Source organism: Wohlfahrtiimonas populi (assembly GCF_002006795.1).
In the GTDB taxonomy this organism is placed as follows: domain Bacteria; phylum Pseudomonadota; class Gammaproteobacteria; order Cardiobacteriales; family Wohlfahrtiimonadaceae; genus Wohlfahrtiimonas; species Wohlfahrtiimonas populi.
The window spans coordinates 64,704-82,153 of record NZ_MVDN01000011.1 but is presented as its reverse complement, the minus strand read 5'-3'; the positions used below and the strand labels follow the sequence as shown (position 1 = coordinate 82,153).

Genomic DNA, 17,450 nt, shown 5'->3' with positions numbered 1-17,450 from the left:
GAGTGGGCTTTTTGTTGTTTGGAATATTATAATAATAGAAACTGATTCTAATAGTCTTAGAGACCTAGAATAAGATACTTATAAAGTCACTGGATATAAAATATAAATCAAACTTAAATGTATAGTTATGTAAGATAAAATCTCATTTATTACTATATAAGCTTGATACTTATGAGATATTTTCTACAAAAAATGCTTTTATGTTTGATGTTTTTATATCCTGTTTTTGCAGATTCTTTACAACATGGTAAATACTTCCATGAAGATATGGATATTGATCTCACTAAATACTATGTAAGTGAAAAATTGGATGGCTTTCGTGGTTATTGGAATGGGAAAGAGCTACATAGTAAAACAGGTTATCCTTATAACCCACCTAAATGGTTCACTGAAAAGTTAGGCGATAAACCTTTAGATGGTGAACTGTGGATAGGCAGAGATAAATTTGAAGAGATTATTCCAATTTTAAATGGCACAAACAATGTAGAAGACTGGCATAAAGTGAATTATATGATTTTTGATATGCCAGCTGAAGATATGATTTTTAAAGAGCGCGTTAAGTATATGGAGGAGTATATTCCTTCATTGAAGTTGCCTTATGTTCAAATGATCCCACAAAATCGTGTAGCTAGTATCAATGAATTAAAGAAAGTATTAGATAATGTAGTCGTACAAAAGGGTGAAGGATTGATGTTGCATCATGAAGATGCTTTCTACGGATCTGGTCGAGTGAATCACTTATTGAAAGTGAAGAAATATGATGAAAGCAAAGGTCAAGTCATTGCTTATAAACCAGGTAAAGGCAAGTATAAAGGAATGGTTGGTGCGTTAGTTCTTAAGCTAGAAGATGGTATGATTGTGAATATTGGCTCAGGATTATCAGATGAAATGAGAAAAAATCCACCCAAAAAAGGTGAAATGGTTGCCTTTATCTATAATGGTCTAACTAAACATGGCAAGCCTCGATTCGCTCGCTATAAGCGAATGAGGTTATCTGCAATGGAGTAATGGGTAATTACAAAAACTCTCCATCAATATAAACAAGTCGCTCATTTTCATAAATGAATCGGCTTAATTCATGGATCTTATCTGCTTTGCCATTTTGATTACTATCTTTATATCTTGCGATAAATTCTACAAAATACTCTTGATTATCTGAATTTTCATGAATTTTATTGATTTTTAAGCCTAGCCATTTAGTGGCATCCATATCATCAAAATCATTAGGGCATGTTGTGCTATGCCAAGTTAATTTTAAATAATCGATATTATGTAATACATAAGCACTATACCTGCTGCGCATTAATGTTTCTTGTCGCGTAGGATATGTTTTACCTAAATGATAAGGCTCGCAGCAGTTGTGATACTCAGCTGTAGGATTACATGGGCAAGGTGTTTTTTTCATAATTAGGCTTCATTTAACCATTTCAATAATGATTGATAGATATTAATAGAAATTGGATTATTAAAATCACGATCAAAATCATGATACTGGTTTTCAACGGGATGGAACTCATTATTTGGGATTGTGTTAGATAAATGTACAGAGGAATCATAAGGGACATCTTTATCTGTATTGCTCGCAGTTAAAAATGTTCGTGGTAATTTGGATAGCTCTTGATCCGATAAACTGTAATATTCCCATTGTGAACGATCAGGTAAAATCTTAGATAACCATTCGCCTGTCTGTCTATAATCGATGTATAAAACATAGCGAGATTTAACAGAGGCTTCAGTTAAAATACCTTGATCAGTCAAGTCATATAAATCCATAAAACTATGTTTAGGGAACTGCAAGTAATAATCACTAGGTTTTATGAATGCATCAGATAGCATTGAATAGTAGCCATAAAATGCAATGATGCCTTTTTGATATTTGGATGGATTTTTAACAGATAATAACAATGCTAAATATGCGCCTGCGGATCTGCCAAATAAATAATAATTTGGGGAATTTAACCCCAAAATAGCTTGATGATTCACATGAAACCATTCTAAAGCCTGTGCTAAATAATGATGAATTATTGCAAGATCAGCTTCAGGCGCTAAAGGATAATCTAATAATAATAGATTATAGCCCGCGTCATTGAGCATATTGATGTATAGCTCTGGCAGGTCAGCACGTTCACCTAAGATAAATCCGCCACCATGAATATAGATTAAGGTTGGCTTATCAGAAGGGTTTTTGGCTGGCTTGAATTCTGCTTTGAGCTCAATGTCTTCAATAACAGCATAAGTATAAATAGCACTCACTTTGTTGGATCCATCATATCTAAAGATTTCAATAATAATTAAGATGCTTTCAATAATAAAGGCTATCTATCATTCTTTGTTAATGATCAAATTTCATTTAAATATTTCATCTAACAGATATTATGAGTTTGTTTTTAACATGCTATAAACATAATTTATTCATAAAAATAATATTTACTCTAAATCAATGGAGGATGTATGCCAAGTTATATTGCTGAACTGATCGGCACAGCCATTATGATTCTTTTTGGTGGCGGTGTTGTTGCAAATGTCGTGTTGAATAAATCTAAAGCCGCTGGTGGCGGTTGGATTGTAATTATCATGGGATGGGGGTTTGCTGTGATGTTGGCCATCTATGCTGTTGGGAAATATAGTGGTGGGCATTTTAATCCAGCAGTTACGGTAGGATTAGCTATTGCGAATAAATTTCCATGGGTTCATGTGCTAGGTTACATTATTGCGCAAGTTTTAGGTGCAATGTTGGGAGCTTTTTTGGTTTGGATGCATTTCAAACCTCATTTTGCAGTGACTGAAAATGCAATTGCAAAGCGTGATATTTTTTGCACAACACCAGCAATTGAGGATTATCCATCTAATCTAGTTTCTGAAATTATCGGTACAGCCATTTTGATTTTTGCGATCTTATTCATTGGGATCAATGAATTCACAGGTGGATTACAACCTGTTGTTGTGGGGTTCTTAATCATGGCTATTGGTTTAAGTTTAGGTGGTACAACAGGTTATGCAATAAACCCTGCCCGTGACTTTGGGCCAAGATTGATGCATGCATTAATGCCGATTGCAGGTAAAACAGATTCAAATTGGTGTTATGCATTTGTGCCAGTTTTAGGACCAATTGTTGGTACAATTATTGGGACTGCGCTCTATGGGATTTTTTACCGAACAGGTGCTTCTAATACGANAATTTCCATGGGTTCATGTGCTAGGTTACATTATTGCGCAAGTTTTAGGTGCAATGTTGGGAGCTTTTTTGGTTTGGATGCATTTCAAACCTCATTTTGCAGTGACTGAAAATGCAATTGCAAAGCGTGATATTTTTTGCACAACACCAGCAATTGAGGATTATCCATCTAATCTAGTTTCTGAAATTATCGGTACAGCCATTTTGATTTTTGCGATCTTATTCATTGGGATCAATGAATTCACAGGTGGATTACAACCTGTTGTTGTGGGGTTCTTAATCATGGCTATTGGTTTAAGTTTAGGTGGTACAACAGGTTATGCAATAAACCCTGCCCGTGACTTTGGGCCAAGATTGATGCATGCATTAATGCCGATTGCAGGTAAAACAGATTCAAATTGGTGTTATGCATTTGTGCCAGTTTTAGGACCAATTGTTGGTACAATTATTGGGACTGCGCTCTATGGGATTTTTTACCGAACAGGTGCTTCTAATACGATGAGTTTCTTTGGTAGCTTAGTTTGGTTGGTGATTGGCAGTGTACTGTGTTTTTATTTATTGCGATATGGAAAACGAAAACAAGCAGAAAAACATATTGTAGAATTAAGTTCTGAGATATAAGGAGTGATTATGCAAAAGTTTGTAATGGCCATTGATCAAGGTACAACGAGTACACGAGCAATTATTTTTGATAAAGCAGGCAATATTAAAGGCATTGCCCAAAAAGAATTCCGTCAGATATTTCCGCATCCAGGTTGGGTTGAGCATGATCCTACAGAAATTTGGTCATCAGTATTGTCTGTCGTGACCGAAGTTCTCACAGAAAATAATTTAAGTCCTGAACAAATTGCAACAATTGGTATTACTAATCAGCGTGAAACTACTGTCATTTGGGATAAAGAAACAGGTTTGCCAATTTATAATGCGTTAGTTTGGCAATCCAGACAAACAGATAAAATTTGTAATGAATTGAAATCAGCAGGCCATGAACCATTATTTAAAGAAAAAACAGGCTTATTGTTAGATCCATATTTCTCTGGCACAAAAGTTGCTTGGATTTTGGATCATGTGGAAGGTGCACGCAGTCGTGCTGAAAAAGGCGAGCTATTATTTGGCACGATTGACACTTGGCTCATTTGGAAATTAACAGGCGGTGCTGCCCATGTTACCGATTATTCCAATGCTAGCCGCACGTTGATGTACAACATCTATGATTTGAAATGGGATGAAGAACTCTTAAATATTTTAAAAATCCCTGCTGCAATGTTACCGAAGGTTTGTTCATCTTCCGAAGTCTATGGCAAAACATTGGCGCAAAATTTTTTGGGGCAAGAAATTACCATTTCAGGTGCAGCAGGTGATCAACAAGCAGCATTATTTGGGCAGGCTTGCTTTAAAGAAGGCATGGCAAAAAATACTTATGGTACTGGTTGCTTCATGCTGATGAATACTGGTGAGAAGCAAGTAAAGTCAAAAAGTGGCTTATTAACGACTTTGGCTTGGGGTATCAACGGCAAAGTAGAATACGCATTGGAAGGTTCTATTTTTGTGGCAGGTTCTGCGATCCAATGGTTGCGCGATGGTTTACGTATGTTCCAACATGCAAAATTATCTGAAGACTATGCAAGCCGAGTTGCATCGGCTGAAGGTGTTTATGTTGTGCCTGCTTTTGTTGGATTAGGTACGCCATATTGGGATTCTGAAGCGCGTGGAGCAATTTTGGGCTTAACGCGTGGCACACAAAAGGAACATTTTGTCCGTGCAACTTTGGAAGCGATTGCTTATCAATCACGAGATGTATTGCAAGCGATGGAAAAGGATTCAGGCTTAACATTGACTGCATTGAGAGTCGATGGTGGCGCTGCTATGAATAATTTCTTAATGCAATTCCAATCAGACATTTTAGGCGTGGAAGTGGATCGACCTAAGATCAATGAAACCACAGCATTGGGCGCTGCCTATTTAGCAGGATTAGCGACAGGCTATTGGTCATCTCAAGAAGAAATCCAGCAAAACTGGTCGTTGGATCAAAAATATATGCCAAAAATGGCAGAAGATGAACGTGCTAAGCTATATCATGGTTGGGAATGTGCAATTAAAGCAACACAGGCATTTAAACCGAATATATAATAGATCGTATTGGTTATTTTAAGATAAGGAGCAATTCATGGCATTTTCAGGTATGAATCGTCAAAATACTATTCAAAAACTTCAGAACGAAACTTATGATGTTTTGGTCATTGGTGGCGGTATTACTGGTGCAGGAATTGCTCTGGATGCTTCTAAGCGTGGCATGAAAGTTGCCTTGGTGGAAATGCAAGATTTTGCAGCGGGTACAAGTAGCCGTTCCACCAAATTAATTCATGGTGGCTTACGATATTTGAAGCAGCTACAAGTTGGTGTTGTAATGCATTCAGGACGTGAACGTGCTGTTGTATATGAAAATGGACCACATGTCACAACACCAGAATGGATGCTTTTACCTATGCATCGTGGCGGTACTTTTGGACCATTATCCACATCCATTGGCTTGCGTGTTTATGATTTATTGGCAGGCGTGAAACGTGATGAACAAAAAAGTATGCTCAGTCGTCAGCAAACCATCCAAAAAGCACCATTGGTTCGTCAAGATGGATTGGTGGGGGCAGGCTATTATGTGGAATATCGCACTGATGATGCGCGTTTAACCATCGAAGTGATGAAAAAAGCAGTGGAATTTGGTGCAACTGTTCTAAATTATGTGAAAGGTGAAACTTTCATCTATAACGGTCAAAACCAGATTACAGGCATGAATGTGAAAGATCTGTTTGGTCATTCAGAATTTGCAATTCAAGCTAAAAAGGTTATCAATGCGACGGGTCCTTGGGTGGATGATAATCGTAAAAAAGATAAAGCAACACCGAATAATAAGCATCTACGTTTAACGAAAGGCATTCATTTAGTAGTGGATCAAACGCATTTTCCATTGAAGCAAGCTGTGTATTTTGATACTGAAAAAGATAAACGCATGATCTTTGCTGTGCCACGCAATGGCAAAACATATATTGGCACAACAGATACTGTGTATGAAGCAAATAAAGAAAATCCAGTTGCCACAAAAACTGATCGTGATTATATCATTGCAGCAGTGAACTATATGTTCCCAACTGTGCAATTAACTGCAGATAAAGTGGAATCTTCTTGGGCAGGAATTCGCCCGCTCATTTGGGAAGAAGGTAAAAGTCCTTCTGAAATTTCTCGTAAAGATGAAATTTGGGAATCAGAAACAGGGTTATTGACAATTGCAGGTGGTAAATTAACAGGTTATCGCCATATGGCAGAAGAGATTGTGGATAAATTGGCAGGTATTTTACAGCGTGATTTCAGTTTAGAATTTAAGCCTTGCATGACAAAAAATCAGCCGATTTCAGGGGGCGATATAGGTGGTTCATCTAAATTTTTTGTGTTCATTCAAGCGCAAGCAAAATTGGGTGAATCATTAGGCTTATCTCAATCAGGTAGTGCATTTTTAGCTCAGTTTTATGGCACAAATTCTAATGTCATCTTTGATGAATTTAAAGCCAATCCCATTGAAAATACAGAAGCTTTGAGCCGTTTAACACAACTGAGATTATGGTATGCACTGAATCACGAATGTGTGATGACACCATGTGACTTTTTGATTCGCCGTACTGGGCATTTATTTTTCAATATTGCAGAAGCAATGCAAGAAAAAGAAGGTGTGATTAGTTATATGGCAAAATATTTTAATTGGGATGAAGAGACAATCGCTCGCATGAGAGCCGATGTAGAGCAAGCCTTTAAGTTTGCGACAGATTTTCCTGATGAAAAACAGTAATAAGGCTTGAAATATCCCTCAATTTAAGTAGAATAGTGCGATCGTTTACCAGCGACCCCTAACGGTGGTTGTCTTTTAGAAAAGCTTTGAGGTGAACGGGATGAGAGCTTCGGCTCTTTCATCTTGGGGCAACAATAAGATAGCTTTTAGTTAGAGATTATTTATTTTTTGGAGTTTTCAATGAAAACATTTAGTGCAAAACCTGCTGACGTTGTTCGCGAATGGTATGTGATTGATGCAGAAGGCAAAACACTTGGTCGTTTAGCAACAGAAGTTGCAAAACGTTTACGTGGCAAACATAAAGCAGAATATACACCGCATGTGGATACAGGCGATTATATTATTATTGTGAATGCTGAAAAAGTACGTGTAACTGGTAATAAAATGAAGCAAAAAATTTATTACAAGCATACAGGTTACGTTGGTCACTTAAGACAAACTTCTTTAGAAAAAATGTTAGAAAGCCAGCCTGCGCGTGTTTTAGAACTCGCTGTTAAAGGTATGTTGCCGAAGAACGTTTTGGGTAGAGATATGTTCCGTAAATTGAAGATCGTTGTAGGTCCTGAACATACTCATGCTGCACAGCAACCTAAAGTTTTAGACTTTTAATTTAAGGAAGATAAATCATGGCAGTGAACCAAAATTATGGTACAGGTCGTAGAAAGACCTCAGCAGCTCGCGTTTTCTTGCGTAAAGGTACAGGAAGCATCGTTATCAATGGTAAACCATTAGACGAATACTTCGGCCGTAAAACAGCATGTATGGTTGTTCGTCAACCATTAGAGTTGTTGGAAGCAACAGAGCAATTCGACGTATACGTAACTGTTTCTGGCGGTGGTCAATCTGGCCAAGCTGGTGCAATTCGTCACGGTTTAACTCGTGCGTTGATCGAATATGATGAAGTGAATCGCTCACCATTACGTAAAGCTGGTTATGTAACTCGTGATGCTCGTGAAGTTGAACGTAAGAAAGTTGGCTTACGTAAAGCTCGTCGTGCAACTCAGTTCTCAAAACGTTAATCGTTTTACAGTTCTACAACAATACAAGCCTTTCTATTGCAGAAAGGCTTTCTTTTTATTATTTAGTATTCAGTGTGAATAAGAAAATATATACCTCAGAAGATCATGGCTTAATCTCAAGACAGATCTCCAAAAATGCGTTACAAGTGATCACTACATTGACCAATGCAGGTTATGAAGCCTACATTGTGGGTGGTGCTGTGCGTGATTTATTATTGAATAAATCCCCGAAAGATTTTGATATTGCAACGAATGCACATCCAGAACAGATCAAGCGTTTATTCAGAAACTGCCGTTTAGTGGGCAGACGATTTCGTTTAGCGCACATTTTATTTGGCAGAGATGTGATCGAAGTTGCAACATTTAGAGCAGAGTCCAATGACGATAATGCGAAGCAAGATCGTAAAGTGGATGATGATGGTTTCTTGGTGCGTGATAATGTGTATGGCTCGATCGAAGATGATGCTGTGCGCCGCGACTTTACGCTCAATGCGCTCTATTATGATCCAATTCATAATATCATCATTGATTATACCAATGGCTTTGAGGATCTCAAATCAGGCTCTTTGAAGTTGATAGGTAAACCTGATGTGCGTTTCCGTGAAGATCCTGTTCGTATGTTACGTGCCGTGCGCTTTGAAGTGAAATTGGGTTTTGCATTGCCAAAAGATTTGGTGGAAGCGATCCATCAAATGAGCTATTTGTTGCAAACGGTTTCCCCAGCGAGAATGTTTGATGAAGTGATTAAACTTTTATTGAATGGGCAGGGCAATGCGATTTATCATCGTTTGCGTCATTATCATTTGTTTGGGCAAATTTTCCCGCAAACAGAGCGTGCTTTGATTGAATTGGATAACCCTAAAGAACACTTATTGATCGCAGCGTTGAATAACTCTGATAATCGTATCAATGATGGTTTTGGTGCTTCGTCATACTTCTTGTATGCAGCATTATTATGGGAACCATTCTTCGATGAATATCATGTGTTGATTTCAGACAATGTTGCGTCGAATGAAGCGAGTACGATTGCTGCGGATAAAATCTTGCGTAAACAACAAGATTACACAATGATTCCTAAGCGCATTTCTTCACAAATTACGGATTTATGGAAATATCAGTTCCGTTTAACGAATGTGAAGGCAAGAAAGCAGAAAGGTGGCATTGGTAAAATTCTGCATCATCCAAGATTCAAAGCTGCGTATGATTTTTTATTATTACGCAAAGATGCTTATGAATCTGAAGAGATTATAGATGCTGCAAATTTCTGGAAAAAGACTTGGGAAAGAAACGCTGATTCTCAAGAGAGACAGTAATGTTAAGGTTTGCCTCGCTGGATGATTTTGACATCATGCTGAGTTGGGGCAAACGCTTGAATGAATAATTGAATGGCTTGATTCATATCTTTATTGCCGCACATAAATATATCAATGGCAGCAAAGCCTGCTTCTGGCCATGTATGAATACTCATGTGAGATTCTGCTAGTAGCAAAACGCCAGTCACGCCCAAATCCTCACCAAAATGATGCAAATGCGATTGTAGAACCGTTGCTTTAAGTTCTGTTGCGACGTTCTGCATTATTGATTCAATTAACTTAGGATTGGTTAATCGAGCGTGATTGATGCCATATAAATCTAAGATGACATGTTGTCCATGAGCATGGAATTGTGTATTCATTTATTTATGCCATCCACTTGATGATCCATAACTGCTAGTTCTACCTGAAGAATAACTTCGGTTATTATCTACAGTTGTATAGTTAACAATTGTTGCGATTGTGATGATAATAATTGCATACCAAGTATAAAAAGTTCTCATTGTTATGATGTCCGATTAGTTATTTGAAATAGAATTCAGTAATACACCGACAATGATTGCTGAAATGATAAACTGACTAAAATCCATCAAAAAAATAGGAATGTTGATCACTAAAAATATAATAAGAAATAGTGCTGCTGAGTTGGATCTAGGATGATAATCACTGGAATGTGTGAGCAAGGATGATTGTGCCTTTGGGGAAATCTGTTTCAATCCACCAGAATCTTTAAACCATTCATTCAAACGCTTCATTGAAACGCTCGTTGCTCGGCTCCAGCTCATTTCATTGTCTGTCATTTCCAATGATAGCTTTTGATCTTCACGGCCATAATCAATGTAATAAGTCATATCACCTGGGCTCACTTGATAATAGAATGAGCCAATAGCAAATTTTACTCGGCCACCATAATCATATAATCGTGGCAATTGTTGTCCTGATGGATGAATCGGGCGAAGATTATGTCCGATTTTCGGCCAAATATTTTGTGTATTAGAAACAGCCCAATCATTTGGCCCGCTTTGTACAAGCCACATGAATTGATCAGGAAAAGAGAAGAGCAGATATTCATGCCATTGATCGCCACTGAATGTCACAAAATCTTTTTTCATTTTATTTTGTATTGCGAGTTGTGTTTGATCACCTTCCAATTCAGATTGGCACATCATGCCCAATACAATCCATTCTTTGCCATCAATTTTAGCTTTTTGCCCAATCTCTAAAGCCATGGCTTCACGTTGAATAGCACGTAAATTATGAGCTTTAATTAATTCAGCAACATTATAATTAATGGCAATTTCAGAACCACAATAACGGCAGTTCACATTTTCAGTAACGCCTGTGATCCATTGGATATTACCGCCACAATTTGGGCATTTACTCTCTTGTGTTGCACCTTTTAATTCACCTGCAGTTTCTTGGATATCTCGTTCAGATCGTAAGTTTTGCCAAGAAAGCTGATGGAAATTAACTGCAAATCCCATAAAAACTTCTAAGTTTTTGGGATCTGTGTAATCCAAAGTGATGAAACGCTCTTCAGCGCGTGCATCCACCACACGGATATCTAAATCTTTTTTAGGAATGAAAGGCAATTCACCTTGCACAGCATTTTGTAACAATACTGCATTGCGAATATCACAAGCATAAAATGAATAGCCAGTGCGAGATAATTTAAGCTCTTTGCCGACAGTAATGTCATGAAATGCAGGCAATGGCAGAGGTTTATCTTCTTCTAATGTTAATTGATCGAGATAAACGTAATTACCATTGCTATCAGATAACCAGCCAGTTTTGCCTGAATTGAATTGGATGTACCATTCATTCCAAGTGCCACCGACTTTTTGCTTGTCATCTTTATCATGATATTGAACTTGTAATCGCCCAATTACTTGGAAAATTTCTTTTTTAATCGTGCCTGATGAACCAATTTGAATGGCGCTGAAGTCTTCCAAAATGGCAGAATGTTCCCCAGATAATGCCAAGCTATTGTTGTTGAATAATAGGTTAGATTGACATTTCGGGCAGGCAACCATCAAAGTTGTCTGTGATTGAATGTCAATTTTCGCCCCACAACTTGGGCATGATGCTGAGAAAAATGTTGCCATATTGAATGATTATCCTATGAGTTGACGCAAAACTTCAGCTTTAGCTGTATCGTAATCTTCTGCTGTAATTAAGCCTTTTTGTAGCAGCTCATTAAGTTGAGATAATTTTGCAGTGTGATCATTGGCATTAGTAGGTGCTGTTGCTTGAGCTGCGGCTGGCTTTTGCTGCATTGCTTCAGCCATCATTTGCCCCATCGTTAAACCTGCGCCCATGCTCATGCCAACACCTGCTGCACCGCCTTCATTTTGCGCTGCTAATGGAATGCTGTTCGCCATTTGGTATTGTGTATAAGCAGAGAGATCACCAATGATGCCCATAGAAATGCGATCATCCAATGTCTTTTGCAATGCAGGTGGCAATGTGATGCTTTCGATTAAGAAGCTTTCCAACTGCAAACCTAAGTTGCCAAAATGCTCTTGCAATGATTGCTGAACTAATTTAGATAATTCCGTTAAGTTCGCAGCCATATCAATGAATGGGATATTTTTATTACCTAAAATTGTGGACAATGTTGTCACACATAAATTACGCAATTGATCATCCAATTGAGATTTATAAAACTCTTCTGTAATGCCCGCAACTTCAGTGAAGAATTTACGAGAATCAATCACACGATAACTATAGTTACCAAAACCGCGCACAGAGATTAAACCAAATTCATTGTCACGAATTGTGATCGGTTGTGCTGTTCCCCAGCCAGAAGCTAATTGTTGGCGCGTGTTGAAGAAATAAACATCAGATTTAAAAGGTGATTCAAATAGCTTGTCCCAGTTTTTTAAGTTCGTTAAAACTGGCAAGTTATTGGTTGTTAATTTATAAGAACCCGCTGTGAATTCATCTGCTAATTTGCCTTCATTCACAAACAAAGCCACTTGCGATTCACGCACAATCAATGCTGCGCCATTTTGAATCTCTTCATCTGCAATCGGGAAGCGCCACATCAATAGCTCAGGATTTGGATCTGGCCATTGAATAACATCTATGAATTGCTTTTTAATAAAACGACCTAAGCCCATACATTACTCCTTAATGATTGGCAGTGATTAACTTAATGCTGCACCGTTGATTAAACCGATAGCGATAGAAAACGCCGCGAATAAACAACCCACAGCGATGTTGTTGTTAGCTAATTCCACACTGGCATTTTTCACAATGCGAGTGGCAACGAAATACACTAATAATTGGATAATCGTTGCTAACAATGACCAAATCAAGAAGCCAAGTAATGATAATGATGTGCTCATGCTGGATGTGATTGTGATACAGAAACCAATCAATGCGCCACCAAATGAAATGGCACAAGCAATGTTACCTTCTTTGATGAGTTTGATCTCTTTCAACGGCGTAATGATGAGGTAAATGAATGCGAAGCAACCAGTCATAACGACGGCAAGCGCAATGTATTGTAGGTATAAAATATATTGTGATACTAATTCGTTCATGAGGTTGCCTTTGAAGTTTGGTATTGTAATCACTGGATTTTACTATATTTTCTGACTTTATCCCACTTGAAAACATGAGAACATGCTAATATCTCAGCCTTTAATGATCATAATTATACAGCTCTAAATAATGTTTAATCGTACTCTCATCATCTCAGTTTTTGTGGTGGCAAGCTGCGGGCTTGCTTATGAACTCATCATTGCTGCTCTGGCCAGTTATTTATTGGGTGATTCTATTTTGCAATTTTCCACGATCATTGGTGGTTATCTCTTTGCAATGGGGATTGGTGCACATTTAACGCGCTACATCAAAGATGAAGATGCATTAACACGATTCATTGATATTGAATTGCTTGTGGGATTAATTGGTGGCGTTTGTGCGTTACTGCTGTTTATTCTATTTGGATTATCTTCTGCACCATTTCGTGTGATTGTTTATTCATTGGTTTTCATCATTGGCACGATTGTGGGCATGGAAATTCCGCTTGTAATGCGAGTGATGAATCAATACAAAACAGACTTTAAAGAGTTGGTGAGTAAAGTATTAACCTTCGATTATATGGGTGCTTTAGCAGTTTCATTATTGTTTCCATTAGTATTGGCACCCAAATTAGGCATGGCAAGAAGTGCGCTGTTATTCGGTATTTTAAATACATTGGTGGCAATTTTTACCTGCCATGTTTTCCGTGAGCAATTACCAAAGTATAAAATGCTGATGATCAAAGGTAATATCGTATTAGTGGCACTGTTAACAGCATTTTTCTTTGCGAATGATTTAACAGAAAAAGCGGAACAGCATTACTTTGGTGATCCGATTGTGTACCAATACAATTCGCCATATCAGCGCTTAGTATTGACAAAATATAAAGATGATACGCGTTTATTCATCAATGGAAATTTGCAATTCTCCTCGATGGATGAAGCTCGTTATCATGAAGCTTTAGTTTTACCTGCAATGGAAAATGTTCCCAAAGCAGAAAAAGTATTGATTCTTGGCGGTGGCGATGGTTTAGCAACGCGCGAAGTATTGAAATATCCTGATGTGAAATCTATCGTATTAGTGGATTTAGATCCCAAAATGACGGAGTTATTTAAAACATCTGCTCAATTAACTATTCTCAATGATAATGCTTTGAATAACGATAAAGTCACAATTGTGAATGAAGATGCCGCGAAGTGGTTGGAAAGGCAAACAGAACAATATGATGTGATCATCATTGATCTACCTGACCCTTCCAACTTCTCATTGGGTAAACTCTATTCTGTGCCGATGTATCGTTTAGTGAAACAGCATTTAACCCCGAATGGCGTGATGGTTGTGCAATCCACTTCACCATATTTTGCGCCTCATGCTTTTGGTAGCATCAATAAAACGTTACAGGCAGCGGATCTGCAAACATTGCCATATCATGCTTATGTACCTTCATTTGGTGAATGGGGTTATATTCTTGCCAATCGTGATGGGAATTTTATGATCCCAGAAAGTTATCAGGTAAATACGCGCTATTTGGATAAAGAAACTACAGCACAAATGTTTAAGTTTCCACTCGATATGTCAGTTAGAACAGATCTAGAAGCAAATCACTTGAATACACAAATCCTTGTAAAATACTTTGAGCAAGATTGGCGCAAGGCAACACCATAATATGAGCTGGAATCGACGACAATTCATCATTAATGGCATTGGCTTAACCGCGACGATTAGTTTAGGTAGTTATACTTATTTTTCACGAACACCTGCAAAGCCTACGATTAATGTAAATTTTGCAGGAATGGAATTAGGGCATGCAATTCGTGAACATGCTTTTTCAAAAGATGAGCCAAATATCGTACCCATTGAGATAGATACATTAATTGTGGGCAGTGGCGTTGCGGCGATTTCTGCGGCTTGGCAATTGAAAAAGCAAGGGCATTCACGATTCTTATTGTTGAATGGCCCTGAAAGAAGCGGCAATAGTAGAAGTGGTCATTATGAATTTTTAAATTATCCTACAGGTGCTCATTACTTGGCAGAGCCAACGAAAGAATCCACACACATTCATGAAATGTTGCAGGATTTAGATTTATTGAAAGATGGGCAATATGATGAAATGGCGATTGTTCATGCACCGAGTGAGCGTTTATTCAGAAATAACAAATGGCAACCAGAACTATTACCTGAATTGGATAAAGATGGCGAACGCTTCTTCGCACAAATCCAAGTGTTTCAAGACAGCTATGGCAAGGATGGCAAACGTGCTTTTGTAATCCCCATTGCATTATCATCGCAAGATGAAGCATTCACACAATTGGATCAAGTCACTTTTGCCACTTGGTTAAAAGAGCAAGGTTATCAATCAGAATCTTTATTGTGGTATTTGAATTACTGTTGCTTGGATGATTATGGGCAAGGCATTGAAGAGGTTTCTGCTTGGGCAGGCATTCAATATTTTGCGGCGCGAACCCACGCACAAGATAGTAATCAATTATTAACTTGGGATGGTGGTTTAGGCACGTTAGTTGAAAAATTACGGGATTGGATTGGCTTTGAAAAACTCACAAGTTTCCCTGATCAATTAGCAGAATCTTATCGCTATGAAATGGATGGCAGTGCACTTTCGATTGATGAACAAGATGATCATGTAATTGTGGATGTATTGCTAAATCAACAGCGTTATCGCATTAAAGCTAAACATGTGATCTGTGCTGCACCGATTTATATCACGCAATACATTGTGAAAAATTTCGAGCGTTATGGATTTGATGCGAAGCGAGATTTACCTAATTATGCGCCGTGGTTGATTGGTAATTTTGTGTTGAATGGCTTTCCTACGGAAGATGTTTCTTATCCATTGGCATGGGATAATGTGGTTTATCAAGGGCCAACGTTGGGTTATATCAATAGCACACATCAACATATTTCTGTAGCAATGCCAGAGAAAACAGTATTCACAAGTTATCGAGTATTGGAAAAGAAAACGCCGAATGAAATGCGAGATTGGTTGCAATATCAAGTCACAAAAGATGAATTGATGATGCTTGCAACGGAAGACTTAGAAAAGCTCTATGGTCGTGAATTTGTGAATCGTATTGTGCATGCAGATTTAACAGTGCGCGGGCATGCAATGGCAAGCCCAATGCCAGGCTTTTTACACAATCAAGGTCTGCTGAATTTACGTAATCACCGTTCACGATTGCTATTTGCCCACAGTGATTTATCGGGCTATTCAATCTTTGAAGAAGCAAGCTGGTGGGGAATTCAGGCGGCTAATGGGATAATAAAGGTTTAATGTGATAGGTTTTGCAACGTATCGGATCTGAATATTATGTAATTTTCTATAGTGATAAAAAAATAAGTATTTGATTAATATATAAATAGGTTTTCTGTAATATGATTAAAAAAACAATATTAATTTTATTAGTTTCATTTTTTTCAGCATCTTGTGCGCAAGCACAAGAAGAAATTTGTGCAAACAAAAATGCTGTAAATATAGTTAAAAATGAATACGTAAAGACAATTAACAAAATTGTAGATAGGTTTGGTGGGGCTGATGTAGTTACTAAATATTCTTCAGACATGGCATCTAAAATGGCAGAATCTTCAGGTGAAAAAGTAAAATTTACTCCGATAGTGGGAGGATATAATACTGCCAAATATAATATTGCTAACATAAAAGAAGAAGGAAGAAATGGGATTCAGACTTTTTGTTCAGCAGATTTAGTAATGATAGTGCATGATGGTTTAGGGCAATCAAAAATAAAAATAAATTATGAAATACAGCGGCCAGAAGGGGGAAAATTTTACTTTAAAATAAGTGATGTAACACCCGCTGATTTTGGAGCTTTAATGTCAGCTTTAGTAACAGCGAGTGAAGCCAAATAAATGGGTATTCTGGTACTTTTCTTTATAAACTCACAGCACTAATTATTTGAGTAACAAAGGCTTAAGTTTTTCCCAAACAGATTCCATCATTAATGGTTGTCCATCTTTATTAGGATGGATGCCATCGCCTTGCATGAGATCATTATTACCACCAACTTTTTCTACAATGGATGGCAAAACTGCGATTTGGTGTTTTTCACCCAATTCAGGATAAATTGCTAGAAAGCGTTCTAAATAAGCATCACCATAATTCGGTGGCAATTGAATGCCCACTAATAAAACTTTGCTGTTTGATGCTTTAACTAATTCGATCATGGCAGATAAGTTTTCGGCGATTCTTGTTGCAGGTGTTGCACGCAATCCATCATTGCCACCTAATTCAATAATTGTGATTTCAGGTTTCACTTGTTCCAATAATCTTGGCAAACGGTTTAATCCATTGGTTGTTGTATCACCAGAAATAGAGCGATTGACCATTTCATATTGATAACCTTCGGCTTTCAATTTTTCATTCAATAAATTCACCCAACTATCTTTGGGATTAATACCAAAGCCTGCGCCAATGCTATCGCCCACAACTAAAATGGATTGTGCTTGTGCAAAGCCAATAGTGATGAATAAAACAAGAATGAGTTTGAGTTGTTTGATCAGCATACAATTACATCTTATATTGTTGTGGATTATCGCTAAAATAT

General features: G+C 37.6%; 19 protein-coding genes. 11 read left to right on the top strand and 8 right to left on the bottom strand.

Annotation, left to right across the window (positions count from 1 at the left end):
• Window positions 1-171 precede the first annotated feature (171 nt).
• Window positions 172-1,008 (top strand): DNA ligase, encoded by an 837-nt coding sequence (locus BZK16_RS11470; protein ID WP_077929031.1) that lies wholly within the window; start codon window positions 172-174, stop codon window positions 1,006-1,008.
• Window positions 1,009-1,015: 7 nt separating this feature from the next.
• On the opposite strand, the gene BZK16_RS11465 is transcribed toward BZK16_RS11470, so the two are convergent.
• Together BZK16_RS11465 and BZK16_RS11460 are read right to left on the bottom strand one after the other, a co-directional pair.
• A complete protein-coding gene (locus BZK16_RS11465; RefSeq protein WP_233145290.1) occupies window positions 1,016-1,405 on the bottom strand; it encodes a YchJ family protein in 390 nt (129 codons plus the stop codon).
• A 2-nt stretch (window positions 1,406-1,407) separates the two neighbouring features.
• Window positions 1,408-2,253 (bottom strand): alpha/beta hydrolase, encoded by an 846-nt coding sequence (locus tag BZK16_RS11460; protein ID WP_233145289.1) that lies wholly within the window; start codon window positions 2,251-2,253, stop codon window positions 1,408-1,410.
• Between the two features lie 198 nt (window positions 2,254-2,451).
• Here BZK16_RS11460 and BZK16_RS11455 point away from each other — a divergent pair, with 198 nt between their 5' ends.
• The 7 genes from BZK16_RS11455 to pcnB all read left to right on the top strand — a co-directional run bounded on the left by BZK16_RS11455 (window position 2,452) and on the right by pcnB (window position 9,345).
• The gene (locus tag BZK16_RS11455) at window positions 2,452-3,285 is read left to right on the top strand and encodes an MIP/aquaporin family protein (protein WP_077929030.1); all 834 of its coding nucleotides are present in this window, start codon (window positions 2,452-2,454) and stop codon (window positions 3,283-3,285) included.
• Entirely contained in the window at window positions 3,194-3,796 is a 603-nt protein-coding gene (locus tag BZK16_RS11450) for an MIP/aquaporin family protein (protein ID WP_233145288.1), read from the top strand. Before BZK16_RS11455 ends, BZK16_RS11450 begins: the two co-directional genes overlap by 92 nt.
• Window positions 3,797-3,805: 9 nt before the next feature.
• Complete coding sequence (glpK, locus tag BZK16_RS11445; RefSeq protein ID WP_077929028.1) at window positions 3,806-5,305, top strand: glycerol kinase GlpK; 1,500 nt, start codon at window positions 3,806-3,808, stop codon at window positions 5,303-5,305.
• A 37-nt stretch (window positions 5,306-5,342) separates the two neighbouring features.
• Entirely contained in the window at window positions 5,343-7,013 is a 1,671-nt protein-coding gene (locus tag BZK16_RS11440) for a glycerol-3-phosphate dehydrogenase/oxidase (protein ID WP_077929027.1), read from the top strand.
• A gap of 180 nt (window positions 7,014-7,193) precedes the next feature.
• Window positions 7,194-7,622, top strand: a complete 429-nt coding sequence (rplM, locus tag BZK16_RS11435; RefSeq protein ID WP_077929026.1) for a 50S ribosomal protein L13 — start codon at window positions 7,194-7,196, stop codon at window positions 7,620-7,622.
• A 17-nt stretch (window positions 7,623-7,639) separates the two neighbouring features.
• Complete coding sequence (gene rpsI / locus BZK16_RS11430) at window positions 7,640-8,032, top strand: 30S ribosomal protein S9 (protein WP_077926667.1); 393 nt, start codon at window positions 7,640-7,642, stop codon at window positions 8,030-8,032.
• Between the two features lie 74 nt (window positions 8,033-8,106).
• On the top strand, window positions 8,107-9,345 hold the full coding sequence (pcnB, locus tag BZK16_RS11425; protein ID WP_077929025.1) for a polynucleotide adenylyltransferase PcnB: 1,239 nt from the start codon (window positions 8,107-8,109) through the stop codon (window positions 9,343-9,345).
• A 2-nt stretch (window positions 9,346-9,347) separates the two neighbouring features.
• Here pcnB and speD read toward each other — a convergent pair whose 3' ends face one another.
• From speD to BZK16_RS11405, 5 genes are read right to left on the bottom strand one after another with little or no spacing between them, the layout of a single operon-like run.
• Complete coding sequence (gene speD / locus BZK16_RS11420; RefSeq protein WP_077929024.1) at window positions 9,348-9,707, bottom strand: adenosylmethionine decarboxylase; 360 nt, start codon at window positions 9,705-9,707, stop codon at window positions 9,348-9,350.
• Complete coding sequence (locus tag BZK16_RS14475) at window positions 9,708-9,848, bottom strand: hypothetical protein (protein ID WP_198932458.1); 141 nt, start codon at window positions 9,846-9,848, stop codon at window positions 9,708-9,710.
• Window positions 9,849-9,863: 15 nt separating this feature from the next.
• Window positions 9,864-11,450: a DUF4178 domain-containing protein gene (locus tag BZK16_RS11415; protein ID WP_077929023.1), complete on the bottom strand. Its 1,587-nt coding sequence runs from the start codon at window positions 11,448-11,450 to the stop codon at window positions 9,864-9,866.
• Window positions 11,451-11,459: 9 nt separating this feature from the next.
• Window positions 11,460-12,467: an SPFH domain-containing protein gene (locus tag BZK16_RS11410; RefSeq protein WP_077929022.1), complete on the bottom strand. Its 1,008-nt coding sequence runs from the start codon at window positions 12,465-12,467 to the stop codon at window positions 11,460-11,462.
• A 27-nt stretch (window positions 12,468-12,494) separates the two neighbouring features.
• Window positions 12,495-12,893, bottom strand: a complete 399-nt coding sequence (locus BZK16_RS11405; protein ID WP_077929021.1) for a DUF350 domain-containing protein — start codon at window positions 12,891-12,893, stop codon at window positions 12,495-12,497.
• Between the two features lie 130 nt (window positions 12,894-13,023).
• Between BZK16_RS11405 and BZK16_RS11400 the strand changes: the two genes are divergently transcribed.
• From BZK16_RS11400 to BZK16_RS11390, 3 genes are all read left to right on the top strand, one after another.
• Complete coding sequence (locus tag BZK16_RS11400; RefSeq protein WP_077929020.1) at window positions 13,024-14,538, top strand: polyamine aminopropyltransferase; 1,515 nt, start codon at window positions 13,024-13,026, stop codon at window positions 14,536-14,538.
• Between the two features lies 1 nt (window position 14,539).
• A complete protein-coding gene (locus BZK16_RS11395) occupies window positions 14,540-16,162 on the top strand; it encodes an NAD(P)-binding protein (protein ID WP_233145287.1) in 1,623 nt (540 codons plus the stop codon).
• Window positions 16,163-16,263: 101 nt separating this feature from the next.
• On the top strand, window positions 16,264-16,755 hold the full coding sequence (locus BZK16_RS11390; protein WP_077929019.1) for a hypothetical protein: 492 nt from the start codon (window positions 16,264-16,266) through the stop codon (window positions 16,753-16,755).
• 42 nt (window positions 16,756-16,797) lie between these two features.
• Here the strand turns inward: BZK16_RS11390 and BZK16_RS11385 are convergent, their stop codons facing one another.
• Window positions 16,798-17,409, bottom strand: a complete 612-nt coding sequence (locus BZK16_RS11385) for an arylesterase (protein WP_077929018.1) — start codon at window positions 17,407-17,409, stop codon at window positions 16,798-16,800.
• Between the last annotated feature and the right edge of the window lie 41 nt (window positions 17,410-17,450).

Excerpts from the sequence above, each read along its gene's own strand:
- BZK16_RS11405 (WP_077929021.1), bottom strand. The coding sequence starts at position 12,893 with ATGAACGAATTAGTATCACAATATATTTTATACCTACAATACATTGCG.
- BZK16_RS11390 (WP_077929019.1), top strand. The coding sequence starts at position 16,264 with ATGATTAAAAAAACAATATTAATTTTATTAGTTTCATTTTTTTCAGCA.
- BZK16_RS11385 (WP_077929018.1), bottom strand. The coding sequence starts at position 17,409 with ATGCTGATCAAACAACTCAAACTCATTCTTGTTTTATTCATCACTATT.
- BZK16_RS11400 (WP_077929020.1), top strand. The coding sequence starts at position 13,024 with ATGTTTAATCGTACTCTCATCATCTCAGTTTTTGTGGTGGCAAGCTGC.
- BZK16_RS11440 (WP_077929027.1), top strand. The coding sequence starts at position 5,343 with ATGGCATTTTCAGGTATGAATCGTCAAAATACTATTCAAAAACTTCAG.
- rplM (WP_077929026.1), top strand. The coding sequence starts at position 7,194 with ATGAAAACATTTAGTGCAAAACCTGCTGACGTTGTTCGCGAATGGTAT.
- rpsI (WP_077926667.1), top strand. The coding sequence starts at position 7,640 with ATGGCAGTGAACCAAAATTATGGTACAGGTCGTAGAAAGACCTCAGCA.
- BZK16_RS14475 (WP_198932458.1), bottom strand. The coding sequence starts at position 9,848 with ATGAGAACTTTTTATACTTGGTATGCAATTATTATCATCACAATCGCA.
- BZK16_RS11470 (WP_077929031.1), top strand. The coding sequence starts at position 172 with ATGAGATATTTTCTACAAAAAATGCTTTTATGTTTGATGTTTTTATAT.
- BZK16_RS11395 (WP_233145287.1), top strand. The coding sequence starts at position 14,540 with ATGAGCTGGAATCGACGACAATTCATCATTAATGGCATTGGCTTAACC.
- BZK16_RS11465 (WP_233145290.1), bottom strand. The coding sequence starts at position 1,405 with ATGAAAAAAACACCTTGCCCATGTAATCCTACAGCTGAGTATCACAAC.
- glpK (WP_077929028.1), top strand. The coding sequence starts at position 3,806 with ATGCAAAAGTTTGTAATGGCCATTGATCAAGGTACAACGAGTACACGA.
- BZK16_RS11410 (WP_077929022.1), bottom strand. The coding sequence starts at position 12,467 with ATGGGCTTAGGTCGTTTTATTAAAAAGCAATTCATAGATGTTATTCAA.
- BZK16_RS11415 (WP_077929023.1), bottom strand. The coding sequence starts at position 11,450 with ATGGCAACATTTTTCTCAGCATCATGCCCAAGTTGTGGGGCGAAAATT.
- speD (WP_077929024.1), bottom strand. The coding sequence starts at position 9,707 with ATGAATACACAATTCCATGCTCATGGACAACATGTCATCTTAGATTTA.